The sequence below is a fragment of the Amycolatopsis sp. YIM 10 genome (assembly GCF_009429145.1).
GTDB lineage: Bacteria > Actinomycetota > Actinomycetes > Mycobacteriales > Pseudonocardiaceae > Amycolatopsis.
The window spans coordinates 7,056,374-7,074,940 of the sequence record NZ_CP045480.1; the positions used below are offsets into that span (position 1 = coordinate 7,056,374).

Annotated in this window: 17 protein-coding genes and 1 pseudogene; 3 read left to right on the forward strand and 15 right to left on the reverse strand. The window is 73.5% G+C overall.

The window, feature by feature from the left end; all coding sequences use genetic code 11:
* Positions 1-21: 21 nt before the first annotated feature.
* Genes YIM_RS33210 through YIM_RS33220 form a run of 3 tightly spaced genes read left to right on the forward strand, consistent with a single transcriptional unit; the run spans position 22 to position 2,902 of the window.
* Positions 22-1,062 carry an iron ABC transporter permease gene (locus YIM_RS33210; protein WP_153034071.1) on the forward strand — a complete coding sequence of 347 codons (1,041 nt, stop codon included), beginning with the start codon at positions 22-24 and terminating at the stop codon, positions 1,060-1,062.
* Positions 1,059-2,108: an iron chelate uptake ABC transporter family permease subunit gene (locus YIM_RS33215; RefSeq protein ID WP_153034072.1), complete on the forward strand. Its 1,050-nt coding sequence runs from the start codon at positions 1,059-1,061 to the stop codon at positions 2,106-2,108. Before YIM_RS33210 ends, YIM_RS33215 begins: the two co-directional genes overlap by 4 nt.
* Positions 2,105-2,902, forward strand: a complete 798-nt coding sequence (locus YIM_RS33220) for an ABC transporter ATP-binding protein (RefSeq protein WP_228004163.1) — start codon at positions 2,105-2,107, stop codon at positions 2,900-2,902. Before YIM_RS33215 ends, YIM_RS33220 begins: the two co-directional genes overlap by 4 nt.
* Before the next feature lie 6 nt (positions 2,903-2,908).
* Here YIM_RS33220 and YIM_RS33225 read toward each other — a convergent pair.
* The 15 genes and pseudogenes from YIM_RS33225 to YIM_RS33295 all read right to left on the reverse strand — a co-directional run bounded on the left by YIM_RS33225 (position 2,909) and on the right by YIM_RS33295 (position 18,544).
* Positions 2,909-3,327 (reverse strand): annotated as a pseudogene (locus YIM_RS33225) (CBS domain-containing protein).
* Positions 3,328-3,352: 25 nt separating this feature from the next.
* Complete coding sequence (locus tag YIM_RS33230) at positions 3,353-4,624, reverse strand: aldehyde dehydrogenase (protein WP_153034073.1); 1,272 nt, start codon at positions 4,622-4,624, stop codon at positions 3,353-3,355.
* Positions 4,625-4,633: 9 nt separating this feature from the next.
* The gene (locus tag YIM_RS33235; protein ID WP_153034074.1) at positions 4,634-5,932 is read right to left on the reverse strand and encodes a UDP-glucose/GDP-mannose dehydrogenase family protein; all 1,299 of its coding nucleotides are present in this window, start codon (positions 5,930-5,932) and stop codon (positions 4,634-4,636) included.
* Positions 5,925-6,866: a glycosyltransferase family 9 protein gene (locus tag YIM_RS33240; RefSeq protein WP_153034075.1), complete on the reverse strand. Its 942-nt coding sequence runs from the start codon at positions 6,864-6,866 to the stop codon at positions 5,925-5,927. The genes YIM_RS33235 and YIM_RS33240 overlap by 8 nt, the downstream gene beginning before the upstream one ends.
* On the reverse strand, positions 6,863-7,549 hold the full coding sequence (locus YIM_RS33245; RefSeq protein WP_153034076.1) for an SDR family oxidoreductase: 687 nt from the start codon (positions 7,547-7,549) through the stop codon (positions 6,863-6,865). Before YIM_RS33245 ends, YIM_RS33240 begins: the two co-directional genes overlap by 4 nt.
* A 28-nt stretch (positions 7,550-7,577) precedes the next feature.
* The gene (gene rfaE2, locus YIM_RS33250) at positions 7,578-8,945 is read right to left on the reverse strand and encodes a D-glycero-beta-D-manno-heptose 1-phosphate adenylyltransferase (RefSeq protein ID WP_153034077.1); all 1,368 of its coding nucleotides are present in this window, start codon (positions 8,943-8,945) and stop codon (positions 7,578-7,580) included.
* On the reverse strand, positions 8,942-9,514 hold the full coding sequence (locus YIM_RS33255) for an SIS domain-containing protein (RefSeq protein WP_153034078.1): 573 nt from the start codon (positions 9,512-9,514) through the stop codon (positions 8,942-8,944). The genes rfaE2 and YIM_RS33255 overlap by 4 nt, the downstream gene beginning before the upstream one ends.
* The gene (locus YIM_RS33260; protein WP_194239841.1) at positions 9,511-10,557 is read right to left on the reverse strand and encodes a glycosyltransferase family 9 protein; all 1,047 of its coding nucleotides are present in this window, start codon (positions 10,555-10,557) and stop codon (positions 9,511-9,513) included. The genes YIM_RS33255 and YIM_RS33260 overlap by 4 nt, the downstream gene beginning before the upstream one ends.
* Positions 10,554-12,014 (reverse strand): HAD-IIIA family hydrolase, encoded by a 1,461-nt coding sequence (locus tag YIM_RS33265; RefSeq protein ID WP_153034079.1) that lies wholly within the window; start codon positions 12,012-12,014, stop codon positions 10,554-10,556. The genes YIM_RS33260 and YIM_RS33265 overlap by 4 nt, the downstream gene beginning before the upstream one ends.
* The gene (locus YIM_RS33270) at positions 12,014-13,633 is read right to left on the reverse strand and encodes a carbamoyltransferase C-terminal domain-containing protein (RefSeq protein WP_153034080.1); all 1,620 of its coding nucleotides are present in this window, start codon (positions 13,631-13,633) and stop codon (positions 12,014-12,016) included. Before YIM_RS33270 ends, YIM_RS33265 begins: the two co-directional genes overlap by 1 nt.
* 64 nt (positions 13,634-13,697) lie before the next feature.
* The gene (locus YIM_RS33275) at positions 13,698-14,906 is read right to left on the reverse strand and encodes a glycosyltransferase (RefSeq protein WP_153034081.1); all 1,209 of its coding nucleotides are present in this window, start codon (positions 14,904-14,906) and stop codon (positions 13,698-13,700) included.
* A 21-nt stretch (positions 14,907-14,927) separates the two neighbouring features.
* A complete protein-coding gene (locus YIM_RS33280) occupies positions 14,928-15,890 on the reverse strand; it encodes a glycosyltransferase (protein WP_153034082.1) in 963 nt (320 codons plus the stop codon).
* Between the two features lie 64 nt (positions 15,891-15,954).
* Positions 15,955-16,842 carry a glycosyltransferase family 2 protein gene (locus YIM_RS33285; protein WP_153034083.1) on the reverse strand — a complete coding sequence of 296 codons (888 nt, stop codon included), beginning with the start codon at positions 16,840-16,842 and terminating at the stop codon, positions 15,955-15,957.
* Positions 16,839-17,672, reverse strand: a complete 834-nt coding sequence (locus tag YIM_RS33290; protein WP_153034084.1) for a glycosyltransferase family 2 protein — start codon at positions 17,670-17,672, stop codon at positions 16,839-16,841. The genes YIM_RS33285 and YIM_RS33290 overlap by 4 nt, the downstream gene beginning before the upstream one ends.
* Positions 17,669-18,544: a polysaccharide pyruvyl transferase family protein gene (locus YIM_RS33295; RefSeq protein ID WP_153034085.1), complete on the reverse strand. Its 876-nt coding sequence runs from the start codon at positions 18,542-18,544 to the stop codon at positions 17,669-17,671. The genes YIM_RS33290 and YIM_RS33295 overlap by 4 nt, the downstream gene beginning before the upstream one ends.
* Between the last annotated feature and the right edge of the window lie 23 nt (positions 18,545-18,567).

An 18,567-nucleotide genomic window follows, 5' to 3' on the forward strand; every position in this document is an offset into this window, starting at 1 on the left:
GTGGAAGCCGGAGTAACCCAGATGACAGCAACGCCGGTGCCGGTGGCGGCCACGGCCGGCCTCGCCGACCGGCGGCGACGCCGCGTTCTCGGCCTGGTCGCGCTGGTTTTCCTGCTGCTGGCACTGGGCGCGGCGAGCATCGTGTTCGGTACCCGGACGATTCCGCTCGGTGACGTCTGGACCGCGCTCGTCCGTCCGAACGGGACGGAGGTGGACATCATCGTCCGCTCGCTGCGCGTGCCGCGGACGCTGATCGGTGTGCTGGCCGGGCTGGCGCTGGGCGCGGCGGGCGCGCTGATGCAGGGCCACACCCGCAACCCGCTGGCCGATCCCGGACTGCTGGGCGTGACGCAGGGCGCCGCGCTCGGGGTGGTGTTCGCCGTCGTCACGCTGGGCGCGAACGGGATCTACGAGTACATCTGGTTCGGCTTCGCGGGCGCGATGCTCGCCAGCGTCGCGGTTTTTGTGCTCGGCGCCATCGGCGGACGCGGTGCCACCCCGGTGACGCTCGCCCTCGCGGGGGCGGCGGTGAGCGCGCTGCTGCACGGCCTGATCTCCGCCGTGGTGCTGGGCAACGACCAGGGCATGGAGATCTACCGGTTCTGGCGGGTCGGCTCGATCGCCGGGCGGGACTTCGGGGTGACCGGGCAGCTGCTGCCGTTCCTCCTGCTCGGGCTGGTGCTGGCGGTGGTCAACACCCCGGGCATGAACACGCTCGCCCTCGGTGACGACGTGGCCAGGGCGCTGGGCCAGCGCGTCGGCGCCACGCGCGCGCTCGGCGTGGTGGCGATCACCCTGCTGGTCGGCGCGGCGGTTGCGGCCTGCGGGCCGATCGCCTTCCTCGGCCTGGTCGTGCCGCACCTGGCGCGGGCGATCACCGGGCCGGACTACCGGTGGCTGGTCCCGTTCTCCGCGTTGCTGGGCGCGGCGCTGCTGCTGGCCGCGGACGTGCTGGGCCGGGTGCTGACCGGCGACAGCTTCGAGGTCGGCATCCTGCTGGCGATCCTCGGCGCGCCGGTGTTCATCGTGCTGGTGCGGCGGAAGGGGCTGGCCAGGATATGACGCGCAAAGTGGTGGCGGCCGGACCGCTCGCCTGGACCGTCCGCCCGCGCGTGGTCGCCGTCGCGGCCGGGGCGGCGGTGCTGCTGGTGCTGGTGGCCGCGGTCAACATCGGCCTGGGCAGCTCGCACATCGCCGTGCCGGACGTGCTGAAGACGCTGCTGGGCGGCGGCACCGCCCGCGAACAGGGCATCATCTTCGACCTGCGGCTGCCGCGCACGCTGACCGGCGTCCTGGTCGGTGCCGCGCTCGGGCTCTCCGGCGCGCTGTTCCAGTCACTCGCCCGCAACCCACTGGCCAGTCCGGACGTGCTCGGCATCACCTGGGGCGCCGGAGCCGCCACGGTCGCGGTCATCGTGCTCGGCGGATACCGCGGCCAGGTCAGCGGCGCGGTGAGCGCGCTCGGTGTGCCACTGGCCGGGCTGCTCGGCGGGATCGTCGCCGGGGTGCTGCTCTACGCGCTGTCGTGGCGGCGCGGCATCGACGGTTACCGCATGGTGCTGGTCGGCATCGGGCTGTCCGCGATCGGTTACAACACGGTGTACTGGCTGCTCACCATCGGCGACGTCAACGACGCCGCCCGCGCGGTCACCTGGATCGTCGGCAGCCTGTCCGAGACCAGCTGGGACGCCGTCGGCCCGGTGCTGCTGGCGCTGGTGGTCCTGGTGCCGGTCACGCTGGTCTGCGGGCACACCATCGGCGGCCTGCAGTTCGGCGACGAAACCGCGCGTGGCCTCGGCATCCGGGTGGACGCCGCGCGCGGCACGCTCCTGCTGCTGGGCGCGGCACTGGCGGCGGTGGCCACCTCGGCGGCCGGGCCGATCACCTTCGTCGCGCTGGCCACCCCGCAGATCGCGCTGCGGCTGACCCGCTCCGCCCAGCCACCGCTGGTCGGCTCCATGCTCATCGGCGCGCTGCTGACCGTGTCCGCGGACCTGGTGACCCGCCTGCTGCTCCCGGCGCTGCCGGTCGGCGTGCTCACCGCGATCCTCGGCGCGCCCTACCTCATCTACCTGTTCGTCCGGAGCCGCCGGGAGGCACGAGCGTGACCACGGAAATCCGCCTGCGGGCCGAATCGCTGCGCCTCGGCTACGGCGACAGCGTGGTGGTCGACGATCTCGACCTCGATGTGCTCGACGGCACGATCACCGCGATCATCGGCCCGAACGGCTGCGGCAAGTCGACCCTGCTGCGTGCGCTGGCCCGGCTGCTGCGGCCGGTGTCCGGCACGGTGCTGCTGGACGGCAAGCAGATCAGCAGCGTGCCGACCAGGGAGGTGGCGCGCGTGATCGGCCTGCTGCCCCAGTCGCCGCTCGCACCGGAGGGCCTGACCGTGGCCGACCTGGTCGCCCGCGGCCGTCATCCGCACCAGCGCTGGTACCGCCAGTGGTCGTCGAGCGACGAAGGCGCCATCGAACGCGCCCTCACCCTCACCGGCATGGCGGAACTGGCCGACCGCCCGGTCGACCACCTCTCCGGCGGCCAGCGCCAGCGCGCCTGGATTTCCATGACCCTGGCCCAGGAAACCGATCTCCTGCTGCTCGACGAGCCGATCACCTATCTCGACCTGGCGCACCAGATCGACGTGCTCGACCTGGTCCACCGCCTGCACACCGAACGCGGCACGACGGTGGTGATGGTCCTGCACGACCTGAACCTGGCCGCGCGTTACGCCGACACACTGGTGGCGATGCGCGACGGGCACGTCCTCGCCCACGGAAGCCCGGCCGAAGTGCTGACCGAACCGTTGCTGGACAAGGTTTTCGGCCTCTCCGCGCAGGTGATCGCCGATCCGGTGGCCGGTACCCCGCTGGTCATCCCGATCAGCGCTCACCTGGCCTGAGGCCGGTCAGCGGTCGACGGAGAGGGCCTCGACCAGCTCACCCGCGGTGGGGTTCGGCAGCGCGCGGGCCACATCGGCCTGGCTGACCACGCCCACCAGGTCGTGACCGTCGATCACCGGCAGGCGGCGCACCTCGTGCTCGCTCATCGTGCGCAGGATCTCGTCCGCCGAGTCGTCCGCGCCCACCGTGACCGCCTCGCCCTGGGCGAGTTCCCCGGCCGAGAGCGCCCGCGCGTCCTTGCCCTCCGCCAGTACCTTGACCACATGTCCCGATCGGTGAGCATGCCCTTGAGCCGGTTGTCCTCGCCGCGGATCGGCAGCGCGCCGACGCCGAGTTCGGCCATCCTCTTCGCCGCGTCCAGCACCGTGTCCGAGGAACGCGCGCACTGCGGGTCGGCGGTCATGATGTCCCTGGCCTTGGTCATCGGTCGTCCTTTCTCCCGATTGTGCTCAGGGAGCGGGTTCGAGGTGCACCACCTTCACCCGCGTCATCTCGTCTAGCAGTTCCGGGCCGTACCCGAAGCCGTTGCCGCTGACCCCGCGCGGTTCGGCCGCCCCGCCGGGAGCACCGCCGAAGACCGAGTTCACCTTCACCGTGCCCACCGGCAGTTCACGCCAGGCGCGCTGCGCGTTCGCCATCGAGCCGGTCAGCACGGTGGCCGCGAGCCCGTACGCGCCGGTGACCGCTTCGGCCATGCCCTCGTCGAAGTCGCGGACCACCCGCACCGGCGCCACCGGGCCGAAGGTCTCCTCCCGCATCACCCGCATCCCGGCCGTGCACTCGGTGAGCACGGTGGCCGGGTACTGGGGCCCCGCCGGCGCCTCGCCGCCCACCAGCAACCGCGCGCCGTTCGCCACCGCGTCGCGGACGTGCGCGTCGACCTCGTCCCGCTGCCGGTTGTCCACCAGCGGGAGCAGCCCACGGGAACGAGCCTCCACCACCAGCGCGGCCACGAACGGCTCGGCGATCGCCTCGTGCACGTAGATCCGTTCCACCGCGACGCAAATCTGCCCGGAGTTGGCGAACGCGCCGAGCGCCGCCTGCCCGGCGGCCCAGGCCGGGTCCACGTCCGCGTCGACCACCAGCGGATCGTTGCCACCGTTCTCCAGCAACGCCTTCGCCCCGGTGCGGGCGGTGGCCAGCGCGATCGCCCGCCCGGCCCGGACGCTGCCCACGTGCGCGACCAGATCGACGCCGTGGTGCCCGGCCAGTTCCGCGCCGACGAGCCCGTCCCCCGGCACGGTGCGCAGCACACCGCCCGGCAGGCAGTCGTCGAGGATCTCCCCGAGCAGCGCCCCGGTCGACGGCACGCGCTCGCTCGGCTTGTGCACCACCGTGTTCCCGGTGACCAGTGCCGCGCCGAGCAGACCGCACGCGACCGCCACCGGGTCGTTCCACGGGGTCAGCGCGACCACCACGCCCCGGGGTTCGGGCACCATGAAGTCCGTCGCCGAGAGGTCACCACGCAGGGTCCGGCCGCGGTGGACCGGGCCCAGTTCGGCGTACTGCTCGAGCGTGCCGGCTCCGGCCAGCACGCCCTCGATCGCTTCCGGTTCGGGGCGGCCGGTGTCGGATTCGTTGGCCTTGGCCAGTTCCCCCGCCCGTTCCCGGAGCGCCGCGGCCGCCGTCCGCAACGCGGCGCCGCGCTCGGTCACCGGTGTCGCGGCCCAGGCGCGCTGGGCCTGGCGGGCGGCGGTGAGCAGTTCACTGATGTTGGGCATGAGCCCTCCTCATCCGATCGGGATGCCGATGCCGCGGCAGGTGAACCCGTGTGCCGCCAGGCGTTCGGCGTCGAGCAGGTTCCGGGTGTCCACCACCGCGGCGCGGTCGGCGAGCTGGGCCAGCTGCGCCCAGTCCAGTTCGCGGAACTCGGGCCACTCGGTGAGCACCACCAGCACCGCGGCGTCCTTGGCCACCAGCAACGGGTCGTCCACCACGTGGACGTCCGCGAGCGCACCACCCCTGGCGGCGGGCACCGCGGGGTCGTAGCCGGTCAGCACCGCGCCGCGCGCGGCGAGCCGGGCGGCGACCGCCAGTGCCGGTGAGTCCCGCAGATCGTCGGTGCCCGCCTTGAAGGTCAGGCCGAGCAGGCCGACGCGGGCCCCCGCCGGTGAACCGTACGGCGAGCCGGTGAGCAGGTCCTGCACCTTGCGCACGATCCGCTCGTGCTGGACGGCGTTGGTGTGCTCGGCAGCCCGCAGCAGCCCGAACCGCAGGCCGCGATCGCTCGCGGACCGGCGCAGCGCCGCCACGTCCTTCGGCAGGCAGGACCCGCCCCAGCCGGGACCGGGCCGCAGGAACGCCGGGCCGATCCGGTCGTCGAGGCCCATCGTCGTGGTCACCTGGCGGACGTCCGCGCCGACCTGCTCGCACAACTCGGCCAGTTCGTTGGCGTAGGACAGCTTCAACGCGAGGAAGGCGTTGCAGGCGTACTTGCCGAGTTCGGCGCTCGCCGCGTCGGCGCGGACGACGGGGGCGTCCAGCCCGCGGTACAGGGATTCCACTTCGGACAGTCCGCGGTCGCCGCCGAGCACGATCCGGTCTGGTTCGAGGAAGTCCCGCACGGCGAACCCCTCACGCAGGAACTCGGGATTGCTCACCGCGGGGAGGTCGTCGCGGCCGGTCAGCTCGGGCACGCGCGCGGTGGTGCCCACCGGCACGGTCGACTTGAGCGCCAGCACGGTGCCGGGCGCGAGCAGCGTGCCCAGCTCCCGCAGCGCCGACTCCAGCGTCCGCAGGTCCGCTTCGCCCCGGTCCCCCATCGGCGTCGGCACGCAGACAAAAACCACCTCCGCGTCACGCAGGCCGGTGGCCGAGCCGGTGAACCGCAGGCGCCCGGTGCCGAGCCCTTCGGTCACCAGCTCGGGCAGGCCGGGTTCGTGGATCGGCACCTCGCCGCGGTTCAATCGGTCCACTTTGGACCTGTCGATGTCGGTGCAGGTCACCCGGTGCCCGAGGTGGGCAAGGCAGGCGGCGGTGGTCAGGCCGACGTACCCGGCCCCGACCACGCCGACCGGACGGTCAGCCATCGCGTACACCTCCCAGTGCCAGCCGGGCCGCCGACACCACTTCGGGGACTTCGATCCGCAGCAGGCCGGGGCCCGGGCGGCCGGCGAACGGGTCGCCGGTGGTGCCCCGCCAGAGCACGACGTGCTCCGGCCGTCCGGGTGGCGGTCCCCAGCGCGCGGGCGGGGTGGGACCGAACAGCAGCACCGAGGGGGTGCCACGGGCCGAGGCCAGGTGCGCCACCCCGGTGTCGCCACAGATCACCAGGCAGGCGTCGGACACCAGCGCGGTCAGCTCGCGGAGATCGGTCCGCCCGGCGAACACCGCGCCGGAACCGAGCCCGGCACCGGCGGCCACTTCCCCGGCCAGGTCCCGCTCCGCCGCCGAGCCGGTGATCACCACGCGCCGCCCGTCGGCCGCCAGTTCCCTTGCCACGGACGAAAACCGCGCGGCGGGCCAGCGCCGGGCACCGAACGCGGCCCCCGGGTGCACCACCACCGCGCCCGGTGCCGGGCTCGGCTCGTCCGGACGCCCGATGCGCAGCTCGGCCGGGTCCGCTTCGATCCCGTAGTAGGCCAGCAAACCGCACCAGCGCACCCGCTCCGGCAGGTCTTCCGTCCACTGTGGACCCGGATGCTGCGGGAAGGCGGGATGGGCGTGGGTCAGCACCGGCGCGCCCGCCGCCACCGCGTCGAGGTCGGCGATGCTCTCCGGTCCGCTGCCGTGCAGGTTGACCAGCGCCGACGGTCGCTCCGGCGGGGCGCGCAGCGCACCGAGCCCGGGCGTCGGCAGCAGCTCGTCCACCGCGCCGAGCAACGGGAGCAGTGCGCGGAACGGCTCGGGCGCGGCCAGCGTGATCCGCTCGCCGGGGAACGCGCGGCGCAGCCCGCGCAACGCGGGCACGGCGACCAGCAGGTCACCGAGCCCGAGTGCCCGCAGGACCAGGACCCCGCTCATGGCCAGGAGGATTCTTCGTCCGAGCAGACCACGAGTTCGCGCACCTGCGAGCCGGGCGGCTGGCTGAGCGCGAACACCACGGTCCTGGCCACGTCCTCCGGCCGGTTCAGCTTCGCGTCCGCCGGTGGCTTGTACCGGTCCTCCCTGGCGTCGAAGAACGCGGTGTGCATGCCACCGGGCACCAGCAGGGTGACGCCGACCCGGCCGGCGGTTTCCGCCGCCAGCGCCCTGGTGAAGCCGACCACGCCGAACTTCCCGGCGCAGTAGGCGGTCGCGTCGCTGACCGCCTTGACGCCGAGCGTGGACGCGCAGGTGACCACCGTGCCGCGGGCGCGCTCGAGATACGGCAGGGCGGCCCGCACCACGGCGGCGGTGCCGAACAGGTTGACCCGGACCACGTTCTCCCAGGTGTCCACCGGGACCGAGGTCAGGGTGCCCGGCACGTCCACCCCGGCCGCGGTGAACACCGCGTCGAGCCCGCCCGCCCGCTCGGCGAGCCGGTGCACGGCCGCGGTGGTGGCCTCGGTGTCGGTCACGTCGACCTGCTCGTGCGGCACCCCGCTCGCGGGCGGGTGGCGGTCGAGCACCAGCGGCGTGCCACCGGCTTCCCGCACCGCTTCCACCGTGGCGGCGCCGAGTCCGGAAGCACCACCGGAGATCAGCACCGTGCCCAGCTCTGTCATGTTCCTCCTTTGCCGTGCGTTCGGGGGTTCATCGGGCGACCAGGCGGCTGGTCGAGTAACCGTCGAGCACCGGCACCAGCACGACCTCCCCGCCGTGCCGCCGGACGACCCGGGCTTCGGGCAGGTCCGCTCCGGTGTAGTCCCCGCCCTTGACCCACACGTCCGGCGCGAGCCGGTCGAGCAGCCGTTCCGGGGTTTCCTCCTCGAACACCACCACCGCGTCGACCGCGGCCAGCCCGTTCAGCAGCCGGGCCCGGTCGGGCGCGGCCAGGATCGGGCGGCTCTCGCCCTTGCGGCGCCGGACGGACTCGTCGGAGTTCAGGCACACGACCAGCGCGTCGCCCAGTGCGCGGGCTTGTTCCAGCAACGTCAGGTGCCCCGGGTGCAGCAGGTCGAAGCAACCGCCGGTGGCCACCAGCTTTCCGCCGCGCGCCCGGATCTTCGCCGCCAGCGCGAACGCCGACTGGCCGCCGGTGTCCAGCGCGCCCCGCGACCGGGGTGGTTGCTCGGACAGCGAACTCGCCGCACCCGCCGCCACGAACCGGGCCGCCGCCTCGACCGCGACCTCCACGGCTTCGGGAAGATCGGCGCCGTCGTAGAGCGCGGCCGCCGCGGCGCTGGAGAACCGGTCGCCCGCACCACAGGTGTCCGGCCGCGAACCGGCGGACACGCGGCAGCCGTCGGGTACCACGGCCATCCTGGTCTGCTCCTCGTCGGCGAGCACGGCCCCGTCGGCGCCCAGCGTCACCGCGACGGCGGCGGAGCCCCACAGGGCGCGCAGGGTGCGCGCCAGTTCGTCGGGTGGTCCGTGCCCGCCGGCGAACCGGGCGGCCTCGGTGTCGTTGGGCGTGACCAGCCTGCTGCCGCGCACCGGCTGGGCGCCGCGGGGGTGCGGGTCCCACACCAGCGGCACCCGGCGGGCGGCTTCGGCGAGCAGGCGGCGGATCATCGCGTTGCCCGCGACGCCCCGGCCGTAGTCGGCGACCAGCACCCCGGACGCGCTCGCCAGCAGGTCGGCCACCCCGGCGTGGGACCGGATGTCGGCCATCCGCCCGTCGCCTTCGTCGAGCCGGACGATCGGCTGACCACCCGCGCGGATCCGCTTCTTGCTCGGCGTGCCACCGTCCAGCGGCAGGGCGAGCACGTCGACTTCGGTGCCCAGCAGCGTCCGGAGCCGCTCCCCCGCCTCGTCGTCACCGAGCGCGGTGAGCAGCACGACCTCGGGCGCCGAGCGCGCGGCGAGCTTGGCGGCGAGGCCCGCGCCCCCGGGGCGCTGCCATTCGCGCACCACGTCCACCACCGGCACCGGTGCCTCGGGGCACAACCGGTCCGCGGTGCCGTCCACGTCGATGTCGAGCAGCGCGTCGCCCACGACGACCAGCGGACCCCGGCTCACGCGACCATGCCTTCCACCCCGATGGCCCGGTCGAAGACCGCGCAGAGCGTGTGCACGATCGCCAGGTGCGCTTCCTGCACCGTGGCGGTGGAATCGGCCTCCACCGCGATGGCGTCGTCGCACAACCCGGCCAGGCTGTTGGGCAGCGGCCCGGTCAGCGCCCAGGTGGTCAGCCCCTCCTCGTGCGCGGTTTTCGCGGCGGCGCACACGTTCTGGCTGCGGCCGCTGGTGGACAGCAGCACCAGCACGTCACCGGGGCGGCCGTGCGCCCGGACCTGCCGCGCGAACATCTCCTGCTCGCCGTAGTCGTTGACGATCGCGGTACCCGCGGAGGTGTCCGCGTGCAGCGCGATCGCCGAGAACGGCGGCCGGTCGTGCAGGTACCTGCCGACCAGTTCGCCGGTCAGGTGCTGGGCTTCGGCGGCGCTGCCACCGTTGCCCGCGGCCAGCAGCCGCCCGCCGGAGCCGAGGACCTCGGCGAGGTGCCGTCCCCACCGGTCGATCGTCGGGGCGGCGGCACCCAGCCGCCCCAGCGCTTCACTGAGCGCCGTGAAATGTTCCGTGATCACGCTGCACCTCCCGTGTGCTCCAGCTCCGCCGACAGCCGCTGTGTCAGCCGCCGCACCGCGTCCAGCACCTCGTCCGCGCCCACCTGGTCCAGGCACGGGTGACCGGGGACCGGGCACCGCCTGGCCCGGCTGCCGCGGCACGCCGCGTCCTGGTCACCCAGCAGCACCACCGGCACGCCGTAGGGGGCCCAGCGCGCGGCGGGCACCACCGGGGCGAACAGCGAGACCACCGGTGTGCCCACGGCTGCCGCGAGATGGGCGGGGCCGGTGTTCGGCGCCACCACCACCGCGGCCCCGGCGAGCACCGCGGCCAGCTCGGCCAGTCCGGTGCGGCCGGTCAGGTCCAGTGCGCCGGGGCAGGCGATCCGGCGGGCCAGTTCCCGGTCCGCCGGCGCGCCGGTGAGCACCACCCGGTGCCCGTGCTCGATCAGCAGCCGGGCCGCCGCCGCGTACCGCTCGACGCCCCACTCCCTGGCGGGCGCCGACGCGGCGGGGTGCACGGCCACGTAGCCCGGCTCGCCGGTCAGCGCGGTGATCTCGGGCAGTGGCCCGGTGATCGCCAGCTTCCCGTGGTCACCGGGCGGAAGCCGGAAACCGGCGGCTTCGGCCAGCGACAACGCCCGCTCGGCTTCGGGCGGATCGCCGTCGACCCGGTGGCGCAGGTCGAGCAGCGCGCCCGGGTAGTCCTCGCTGATCGCGCCGATCCACCGCACCCCGGCCTCGCGCAGCGCCAGTGCCATCGGCAGCGGCGACTGGTGGAACGAAGTCAGCACCAGTGCCCGATCCGGGGCCAGCGCCCGGATCCGGTCGCGAAACCCGGCCAGGCCGGCCGCGGTGATCTCGGGCGGTTCCGGGTCGATCCACGGAACGCACCACTCGAGCACCCGGTCCACCCCGGGCAGCAGCTCCGCCGCCGCCCGGCCGCGTGGTCCCGCCAGGAACGTCACCTCGTCGGCACCGGCGGCCACGGCACGGACGGCCGGTCCGGCGAGCAGTACGTCGCCGAGATTGTCCGACCGGACCACCAGCACGTGCCCGCTCACGAGAACACCAACTCGACGGCGTCGTCCACGGTTTCCGCGACCCGCGCGTACCGGCGCGCGTGCTCGATCTCCTCGGGCTTGGTCTTCTCGGTCGGCACCAGGATCGCCTGTGCGCCGGCGGACAGCGCCGCCCGCACGTCCGAGCCGATGTCACCGATGACCACGCACCGCTCCACCGGCACGTCGAGTTCGCGCGCGGCCTGCTCGACCAGACCCGGCTGGGGTTTGCGGCAGCCGCAGGCGTCCGCGTCGCGGTGCACGCAGACCTGCCAGGTGTCGAAGGGTCCCAGCAGTTCGTCCACTTTGGAGTTCACCGCGGTCAGCTGCTCCGGGGTGATCAGCCCGTGCGCGATCCCCGACTGGTTGCTCACCACGCCGACCCGGACACCGCGCGAACGCAGGCGCCGCAACGCTTCTTCGACGCCCGGCATGGGTTCGACCTGCTCGGCGTCGGCGAGGTAGGGCACGTCGGTGATCAGCGTGTCGTCTCGGTCGAACAGCACCGCCGCCGGAGGACGGGCCGAGCGCGCGCGGACCTCACCCGCCAGCCGGTACGCGGACGCGACCGGCGGGATGAGCACGCTCGTCACGAGCATGCGCGCGATCTCCTCGGGCGACTTCGGCCCCGGCAGGATCCGGCGCGCGGCGAACTCCGCGGTAAGCCCCAGCCAGGCGCCGGCGGCGAACTTGGCCCACGGGCGCTTCGCCAGCGCGAGCCCGAGCGCCGCCGCGGCGCTCGCGGTGGTCAGCGCATGCCTGCCGGTGCGTCCCGGGCCTTCGCCGGTGTCCGTGCGCCAGCCGCGCCCGAACTTCGCCCGCATCAGGGCGTTGTCGGCGTTGCCGCGTTGCGCGCGGACGCTGGCGAAGAAGCCGGACCGGCGGGCGGGGTGGATGGCGACCCGGTCCCCGACCGCCAGCCGGTAGCCCGCCCGCTCCGCGCGCAGGGCGAGATCCGCGTCTTCGCGGAAGGCACGGGGAAAGCGTTCGTCGAAGCCGCCCACCGCGACCAGCACCCGGCGGCGGTAAGCCATGTCGGCGGTGATCCACCGGGCGGTGGCCAGACCGGCGGTGCCGCGCTCGTCGTCGGTGGGGCGGCGGTCCGGGGGCAGCGGCACGCGGATGCGGGCCTGCGAGGCGTCGACGTCGTCGCGCAGGTCCTCCGCCAGGCGCTGCCGCCAGTCGAAGGGCACCCGCACGTCGTCGTCGAGAAAGGCGATCCACTCGGTGCTCGCGGCCTGCCAGCCCAGGTTCCTGGCACCCGCCGGGCCGCGCCCGCCGGAACGCAGCACGCGTACCGGCAGGTCCAGTGCGGGCAGTTCGAGTTCGCCGCCGCCCGGCCGGTCGTCGACCACGATGATCTCCGCCGGGGCCGGGCCGTCGCCGTGGTCGAGTCCGCCGAGCAGGGTGTGCAGCGTCGGCCGCCCGGTGGTCGGCACGACCACGGTGTAGTCGGTCATCACGGCCTCCGCACCACGAACGGGCCGATGGCCAGCAGGTCCACCGGGCTGGAACCGAAGCATTCGAGCGCGTCGCGCGGATCGTCGACCATCGGGCGGCCCGCGGTGTTCAGGCTGGTGTTGACCACCACCGGCAACCCGGTGCGGTCGGCGAACGCCCGCAACATCCTGGCCGGCAACGGCTTCTCCGCCGCGTCGACGGTCTGGATCCGGGCCGTGCCGTCCACGTGGGTCACCGCCGGGATCCGGTCCGTCCACCCGGGATCGACGTCGTGCACGAAGAGCATGTACGGGCTCGGCAGCGGACCACCGGCGAAGATCTCGGCGGCCCGCTCGGCGAGCACCATCGGGGCCACCGGGCGGAACTGCTCACGGCCCTTGACCTCGTTGAGCCGCTCCAGGTTCGCCTTGTGCCCGGGGTGCGCCAGCAGGGACCGGTGCCCCAGCGCCCGCGGCCCGAATTCGGCGCGGCCCTGGAACCAGGCGACGATCCGGTTGTCCGCCAGCGCTTCGGCGACGGTGTCCGCCACGTCGTCCGGGCGCTCGTAGCGCACCCCGGCGCGATCGAGCCAGCGCCGCAGTTCGTCGTCGGTCCAGCCGCGGCCGAGATCGGCACCGGGCATCGGCTCGATCGGCTCGCCCGCCTCCGCGGCTAGGTGCAGTGCCGCACCGAGCGCGGTACCCGAATCACCGGAGGCCGGTTGCACCCAGATCTCCTCGAACGGTCCTTCGCGGTACAGGCGGCTGTTCGCCACGCAGTTGAGCGCGGTGCCGCCCGCCAGCGTCAGCCTGCTCTGCCCGGTCTGCTCGCACAGCCACCGCGCCAGTTCGAGCAGCACGTCTTCAAGTCGCTTTTGGACGGTCGCGGCCAGGTCGGCGTGCTCCTGCTCGAAACCGCCGGTCCGGCGGGGCGCGAAGGCGGCCCAGTCGACCGGATCGGTGCGGAAACCGCCGTCACCCGTGGTGCGCACCAGCTCCCGGAACTCGGCTTCGAACCGGGGCCTGCCGTAGGACGCCAGTGCCATGACCTTGTACTCGTCGCTGGACCTGGCGAAGCCGAGGTGCTCGGTGAGGTCCTCGTACAGCAGCCCCAGTGAATGGGGCAACGACTGCGTCGCGTATTCCAGCAGTTTGCCGTCACGGTATTCCCCGGCGAGGTAGGAAATGTTCTCCCCACGGCCGTCGGCGACCATGACCGCCGAATCCCGGAATGGCGCGGCAAGCCCGGCCGATGCCGCATGCGCCACATGATGACGGACAAAATGGACGATATCCGGATCCAGTCCGGGCAACGCGCTTTTCAGGAAGAACGGCGCACGACTCGCATAGGTCGTGCGCAATTCCTCCCAGGCCGGATCCAGGCCGCCGGCGTCGTGGTCGACCAGCGAAGGATCGTAGGAGTAGCCGACCGCGTCCAGCTCGGTCACGTCGATCCCGCCCTGCTCGAGGCACCAGCGCGCGGCCTGCTCGGGCTGCTCCCAGGCGGAGAACGGCACCGGCCGCTTGCCGTGCTTGCGGCGGCTGAACCGTTCCTCCTCCGCCGCGGCCACCACCCGCCCGTCGACCACGAGTGCCGCGGCGGGGTCGTGGAAAACGGCATTGATACCGAGTATCCGCACCCTGGTCACCTCCGTTGTTCAGCTCTCCCCTTACCGCTACCCGCTGCAGTCGACTCGAAACATTTCAGCGGCCCGAACCGGCGGCCATCGGCGTCGGCACCGTGGCAGAAAGCACGTTCGAATAAACGCGGCTCGTGTCCGCGGCGACGCGGTCCCAGGAATACCTGGCACCGGCCCGATCCACCGCCGCCGCGGAATAACCGCCGAGCAGGGTCGGGTCGGCCAGCAGTTCCCGCAGTTTCGCCGCCAGCGGGCCCGGTTGCCGCGGTGGCACCAGCGCGCCGGTGACCCCGTCGACCACGGTGTCGGTCAGCCCGCCGACCGCCGCGGCCACCACCGGCACGCCGCAGGCCATCGCCTCCAGCGGCACGATCCCGAACGGTTCGTACCACGGCGTGCAGACCGCCAGGTCGGCCGAGCGCAGCAGCGCGGGCATGTCCTCGCGGGAAACCGCGCCCCGCAGGTGCACCCGGTCCGCCACGCCCGTCCGCTTGGCGAACCAGCGCAGCCGCGCCGCCTCGCGGTCCCGGCCGTCCTCACCGCCGGCGATCACCAGCTCGGTGTCCGGCACGCCGCGCAACGCCGCGATCGCGGTGGAGAAACCCTTGCGCGGCACCAGCCTGCCCACCGCCACCAGGCGTCGCCGCGCGCCCTTCTCCTCGGCGGGCCCGGTCGGGGTGAACCGGCTCAGGTCCACCCCGCACGGCACCACCGAAATCGCCGAGCGGGGAACCCCCATGCGGATCAGCTCGAACACCTCGTCCGAACAGGTCGCCGCGATCCGCGCCACGTGCTTGCCCACCATGCGCTCGATCCGGATGCGGTCCGGCGGGCTGGTGTCCGCGTCGCCCTGGTGCCGTCGCTTCACCACACCGAGCGCGTGGAAGGTCTGGACCACCGGTACCCCGGCGGATTTCGCCGCGAGCACCGAAGCCAGCCCCGACATCCAGAAGTGCGCGTGGACCACGTCCGGCGGCTCGACCAGCCAGTCCTGCTCCAGCCGCAACGCGAACTCGTTCATGTGCGGCAGCAGTTCGTCCTTCGGCACCGGCCGGGCCGGGCCCGCCGTCACGTGCCGCACGGTGAAACCGGCCGGGGTGAGCACTTCGCCGGGCTGGTCCGGGTCGTCCCGCCGGGTGTGCACCACCACGCGATGTCCCGCCCTGACCAGCGCGGCCGAAAGCTCGGCCACGTGCAGGTTCTGCCCGCCCGCGTCCACCCCGCCCAGTGCCGCCAGCGGGTTGGCGTGCTCCGAGACCATCGCGATCTTCATCAGCTACCTCCTGCGAAATCCTCATGCCGTCAAGCGGCCGAACAGCGTGTCCCAGTTCCGCAGGAACGCTTCGAGCCCGTGGTGGGCCAGCGCGTGCTCCCGCGCGGCCTTCCCGGCTGAGCGAGCCAGCCCGGGATCGGCGATCAGCTGCCGGATCGCCGTGGTCAGCGCGCCGACGTCGGTGGCGACAAAGCCCGCCTCCCTCGGCACCGTCACCGCGGCTTCGGTGGTCGCCAGCGCGACCACCGGCATGCCAAGGTGCATGGCCTCGAGCAGGGACAGGCCCAGCGAGGTCCACCGCGCGGTGTGCAGGTAGAGGCGCCGGGCCGCCAGCTCCCGGTGCAGCTCGGCGAGCGGCAGGTCACCGATCGGCCGCAACCGCTCGCCGTCCACCCCGGTGTGCTCGTTGATCCCGGCCAGTCCCATGCCGAACAGGTCGACCGGCGCGGCCCGGCAGAACGCGGGCAGCAGGTCGGTCCCGGTTCGCCTGCCCCGGCGCACGGGTTCGTTGATCACCACCGCCGCGCGGTCCACCGACCCGGTGTACTGCTCGCCGGGATCGGGCACGCCGTGCGGGATGACCACGACCGGCGCCTGGCCGGAATCCCAGATCAGCTGGTTGAAGTGGGTGACGTGGACGATCGGGATCCCGGCCTGGTCCGCCAGCGGGTGGCGGGTGTCCGGCACGTTCCCCAGCGGGGTGTTGTGCTCGACGAACACCGCGGGCACGTCCCGGCCGGGACGGCGGCCGAGCAACCGCTCGGCGCGCTCGACCTCCTCCGGCCGTTGGAGCACGACCACGTCCACGTCGGTGTCCGCGAGTTCCGCTTCGCCCGCTTCGACCACGTTGTCCGGCCACGGGCGGCCGGCGCGGCCGAGTCCCCACGGCCCGCCTTCGGGCAGCGTCGGCAGGACATAGGTGTGCGGACCCCGGACGAACGCGTCCATCCACGAACCGTGAACATGCCAGGCGAACACTTTCATGGCGAAGGAGTTGACGGCCCCGCCTGGCCTAAACACGGGATGACCAATTGCTTTCCGTGTCGGCTCAACCCACGTAACGCCGGGCCGTCGAGTCGCGTTGCGACGCTTCCAGCTCGAGCAAACCCGCCTCGACCGTCGCCGGGACCACACGCCGGGACCGGAGGACCCACGGCAGGCCGCGGAGGGCTTCGGCGACGGCGGCGACGGTGTACCGGTCACGCGGGGCCGAACCGAGCACGGTCCGCGTGCGCCGCCACGCGCTGCGCACGGGGCGGCGCAACCACAGCGTCCACAACGTGTTGCGGATCCCCAGTTGCCTACGCCGGCGCGGGTCCCGTGCCTTCGACGGCGCGTGGTGCACCACCACGTCCTCGGCCCAGCACATCCACCAGCCCACCGCGGCGAGGTCGAGTGCGAGCAGTTCCTCCTCACCGCCGAACCACATCCGCCGGGAGAACCCGCCGACCCCTTCGAACGCGCTCACCCGGAACATCGACAGCCCGGCCATCACGCCGAGCAGCGCCGGGCCGGGCAGCCAGTCCGGACCGCGCACCGGTGACCACCGCAGTTCCGGGGTGATCGGGTCCTCGGTGAGCCCCGGTTCGACCAGGCACCGGCCGGTCACCGAGGCCAGGCCGGGATGGGCGTCGAGCAGATCGGCCGCCCTGGTCAGCGCACCGGGTTGCCAGCGGGTGTCGTCGTCGCAGAAGGCCACGTACGGTGTGCTGATCCGGCTCACCGCGATGTTCCGGCCCAGCGCGCCGAGGTTGCGCCCGGCGCGGATCAGCTCGACCCCGGGAAAGCGCTCGCGGACCGCGTCCGCGGTTCCGTCGGTGGAACCGTTGTCCACCACCACGATCGGCGCCGCGTCGGGCAGCGCGGACATGTGCGCCAGGGTCCGCAGCAGTTCCGCGCACCGGTCGCGGGTGATGACCACAACGGTTGTCCTCATCGCTTTCCTTCCAGCAGTCGCACGCGGGCTTCCACCGCACGCGGCAGCCGCTGCCGCCGGCGGAGCACCTTCGGCAGCCGCCGGGCCGCCCCGGCCACCGCTCGCGGCGGGGCGGAAACCGTTGCGGCCAGGCAGTTCTTCGGCGCGCGGCGCAGCCAGGTGATCAGCAGGTTGTTGCGTGCCTCCAGCCTTCGCCGGCGTGCGGCGGGCATCCGCGAAGGCGAGGGATGGTGGTGCGCCACGATTTCCTCGACGTAGCAGAGCTGCCAGCCGCGTGCGGCGAGGTCGTAGGACAGCAGCTTCTCCTCCGCACCGAAGTGCAGCAGCGGGTCGAAGCCGCCGCAGTCCGAATAGGCCCGGACGCGGACCATCGCCGAACACGCCAGGAAACCCAGTACCGCGGGTCCTGGACTGCCCGGCTCCCGGCCCAGCGGACTGCGTGCCATCAGCTCCACCACCGGATCGGGCCGGTTTTCCGGCCCCACCAAGGTTTTCCCGGCGATCAGCCCGAGCCGGGGGTGCCGGTCGAACAGCGACTCCGCCTTGGCCAGCGCGTCCGGCGCCCACCACGAATCGTCGTCGCTGAAGGCGACATAAGGGGTGCGTGCGGCCGTCACGCCGAGATTCCGCGCCGCCGCGCCCAGATTGCGCGGCAGGGTGAGCAAGCGCACCTCGGGGCCCGCGGCGCGCACCACCTCGGCGGTGTCGTCGGTGGACGCGTTGTCCACCACGATGATCGGCGGACGCGGCCGCAGCCCGGCCAGTTCCCGCAGGGTGCGCGCCAGTTCGCCGGCCCGGTTCCGGGTCGCGATCACCACGGTCGTCTTCACCGGCCGCCCCGGAGCCCGCTGACGAGTTCGCCCAGCACGGCGGACTCCGGCGGGCGGCGGTCGGCCGCGGCCCGCCCGCGCCCGGACAGGCACCACGACCACCAGCGGTCCAGCGCACCCGGCTCGACCGCGGCCTCGGCCCCCACCACAGCGGGCCAGCCCAGTGCGCGGGCCTGGGCGGACACCTTGCCGCCGCCGGCGACCGGATCGACCGCCAGCACCGGGACCCCGGCGCGCAGGCCGAAGACCAGTCCGTGCAGCCGGGTGGTCACCAGCGCGTCCAGCCGGCTCACCAGCGAAGCGAACTGGTCGGGGGTCGCGCAGTTGCGCCAGTCCTTGGTGTCGAGGCGGGTGTCCACCGGCAGGCAGGCGCAGTCGAGCGTGTTCAGCCACGCCTCCAGTGCCGCGTGCACCTCCTCGTGCCGCCGCTGCCCGCCGTACTCGCGCTGCCCCGGCGCCAGCGCCACGCCGATCACCGGTGTGCGCTCGGTATCCGCGTGCCACGCCAGGTCCGGGCGCGCGGACCCTGGCTCGTCGCGGGGGATGACCCGGTGGAAGCCGGTCACCGCGGGATCCGCCGGATCGATCACCGTCACCCCGGCGGCGGTGCGACGGCAGTCCGGGAACCATTCGTGCAGCCACCGCACCTGCGTCCCGTGCGCCGGTCCGCAGACAAAGACCACGTCGGAGTACCGCGCCGGGTCCGCCTCCTCCAGCCGGAGCGCGCCGGGGCGGAACTCCGGACTCCACGCGGTGTCGCTGTCGATCCCGGCGGCGTCCAGCGCGGCGCGGACCGAGCGGAGGCTCAGCACGTCACCAGCGGTCGCCTCACCGTCGACGAAGCTGGGCCAGCCGGTGAGCAATACGCGCATGGCCTCCGCATACCCCGCCGCTC

Excerpts from the sequence above, each read along its gene's own strand:
- YIM_RS33240 (WP_153034075.1), bottom strand. The coding sequence starts at position 6,866 with ATGAGCGGGGTCCTGGTCCTGCGGGCACTCGGGCTCGGTGACCTGCTG.
- YIM_RS33235 (WP_153034074.1), bottom strand. The coding sequence starts at position 5,932 with ATGGCTGACCGTCCGGTCGGCGTGGTCGGGGCCGGGTACGTCGGCCTG.
- YIM_RS33280 (WP_153034082.1), bottom strand. The coding sequence starts at position 15,890 with ATGAAAGTGTTCGCCTGGCATGTTCACGGTTCGTGGATGGACGCGTTC.
- YIM_RS33215 (WP_153034072.1), top strand. The coding sequence starts at position 1,059 with ATGACGCGCAAAGTGGTGGCGGCCGGACCGCTCGCCTGGACCGTCCGC.
- YIM_RS33245 (WP_153034076.1), bottom strand. The coding sequence starts at position 7,549 with ATGACAGAGCTGGGCACGGTGCTGATCTCCGGTGGTGCTTCCGGACTC.
- YIM_RS33295 (WP_153034085.1), bottom strand. The coding sequence starts at position 18,544 with ATGCGCGTATTGCTCACCGGCTGGCCCAGCTTCGTCGACGGTGAGGCG.
- YIM_RS33285 (WP_153034083.1), bottom strand. The coding sequence starts at position 16,842 with ATGAGGACAACCGTTGTGGTCATCACCCGCGACCGGTGCGCGGAACTG.
- YIM_RS33210 (WP_153034071.1), top strand. The coding sequence starts at position 22 with ATGACAGCAACGCCGGTGCCGGTGGCGGCCACGGCCGGCCTCGCCGAC.
- YIM_RS33230 (WP_153034073.1), bottom strand. The coding sequence starts at position 4,624 with ATGCCCAACATCAGTGAACTGCTCACCGCCGCCCGCCAGGCCCAGCGC.
- YIM_RS33265 (WP_153034079.1), bottom strand. The coding sequence starts at position 12,014 with ATGACCGACTACACCGTGGTCGTGCCGACCACCGGGCGGCCGACGCTG.
- YIM_RS33275 (WP_153034081.1), bottom strand. The coding sequence starts at position 14,906 with ATGAAGATCGCGATGGTCTCGGAGCACGCCAACCCGCTGGCGGCACTG.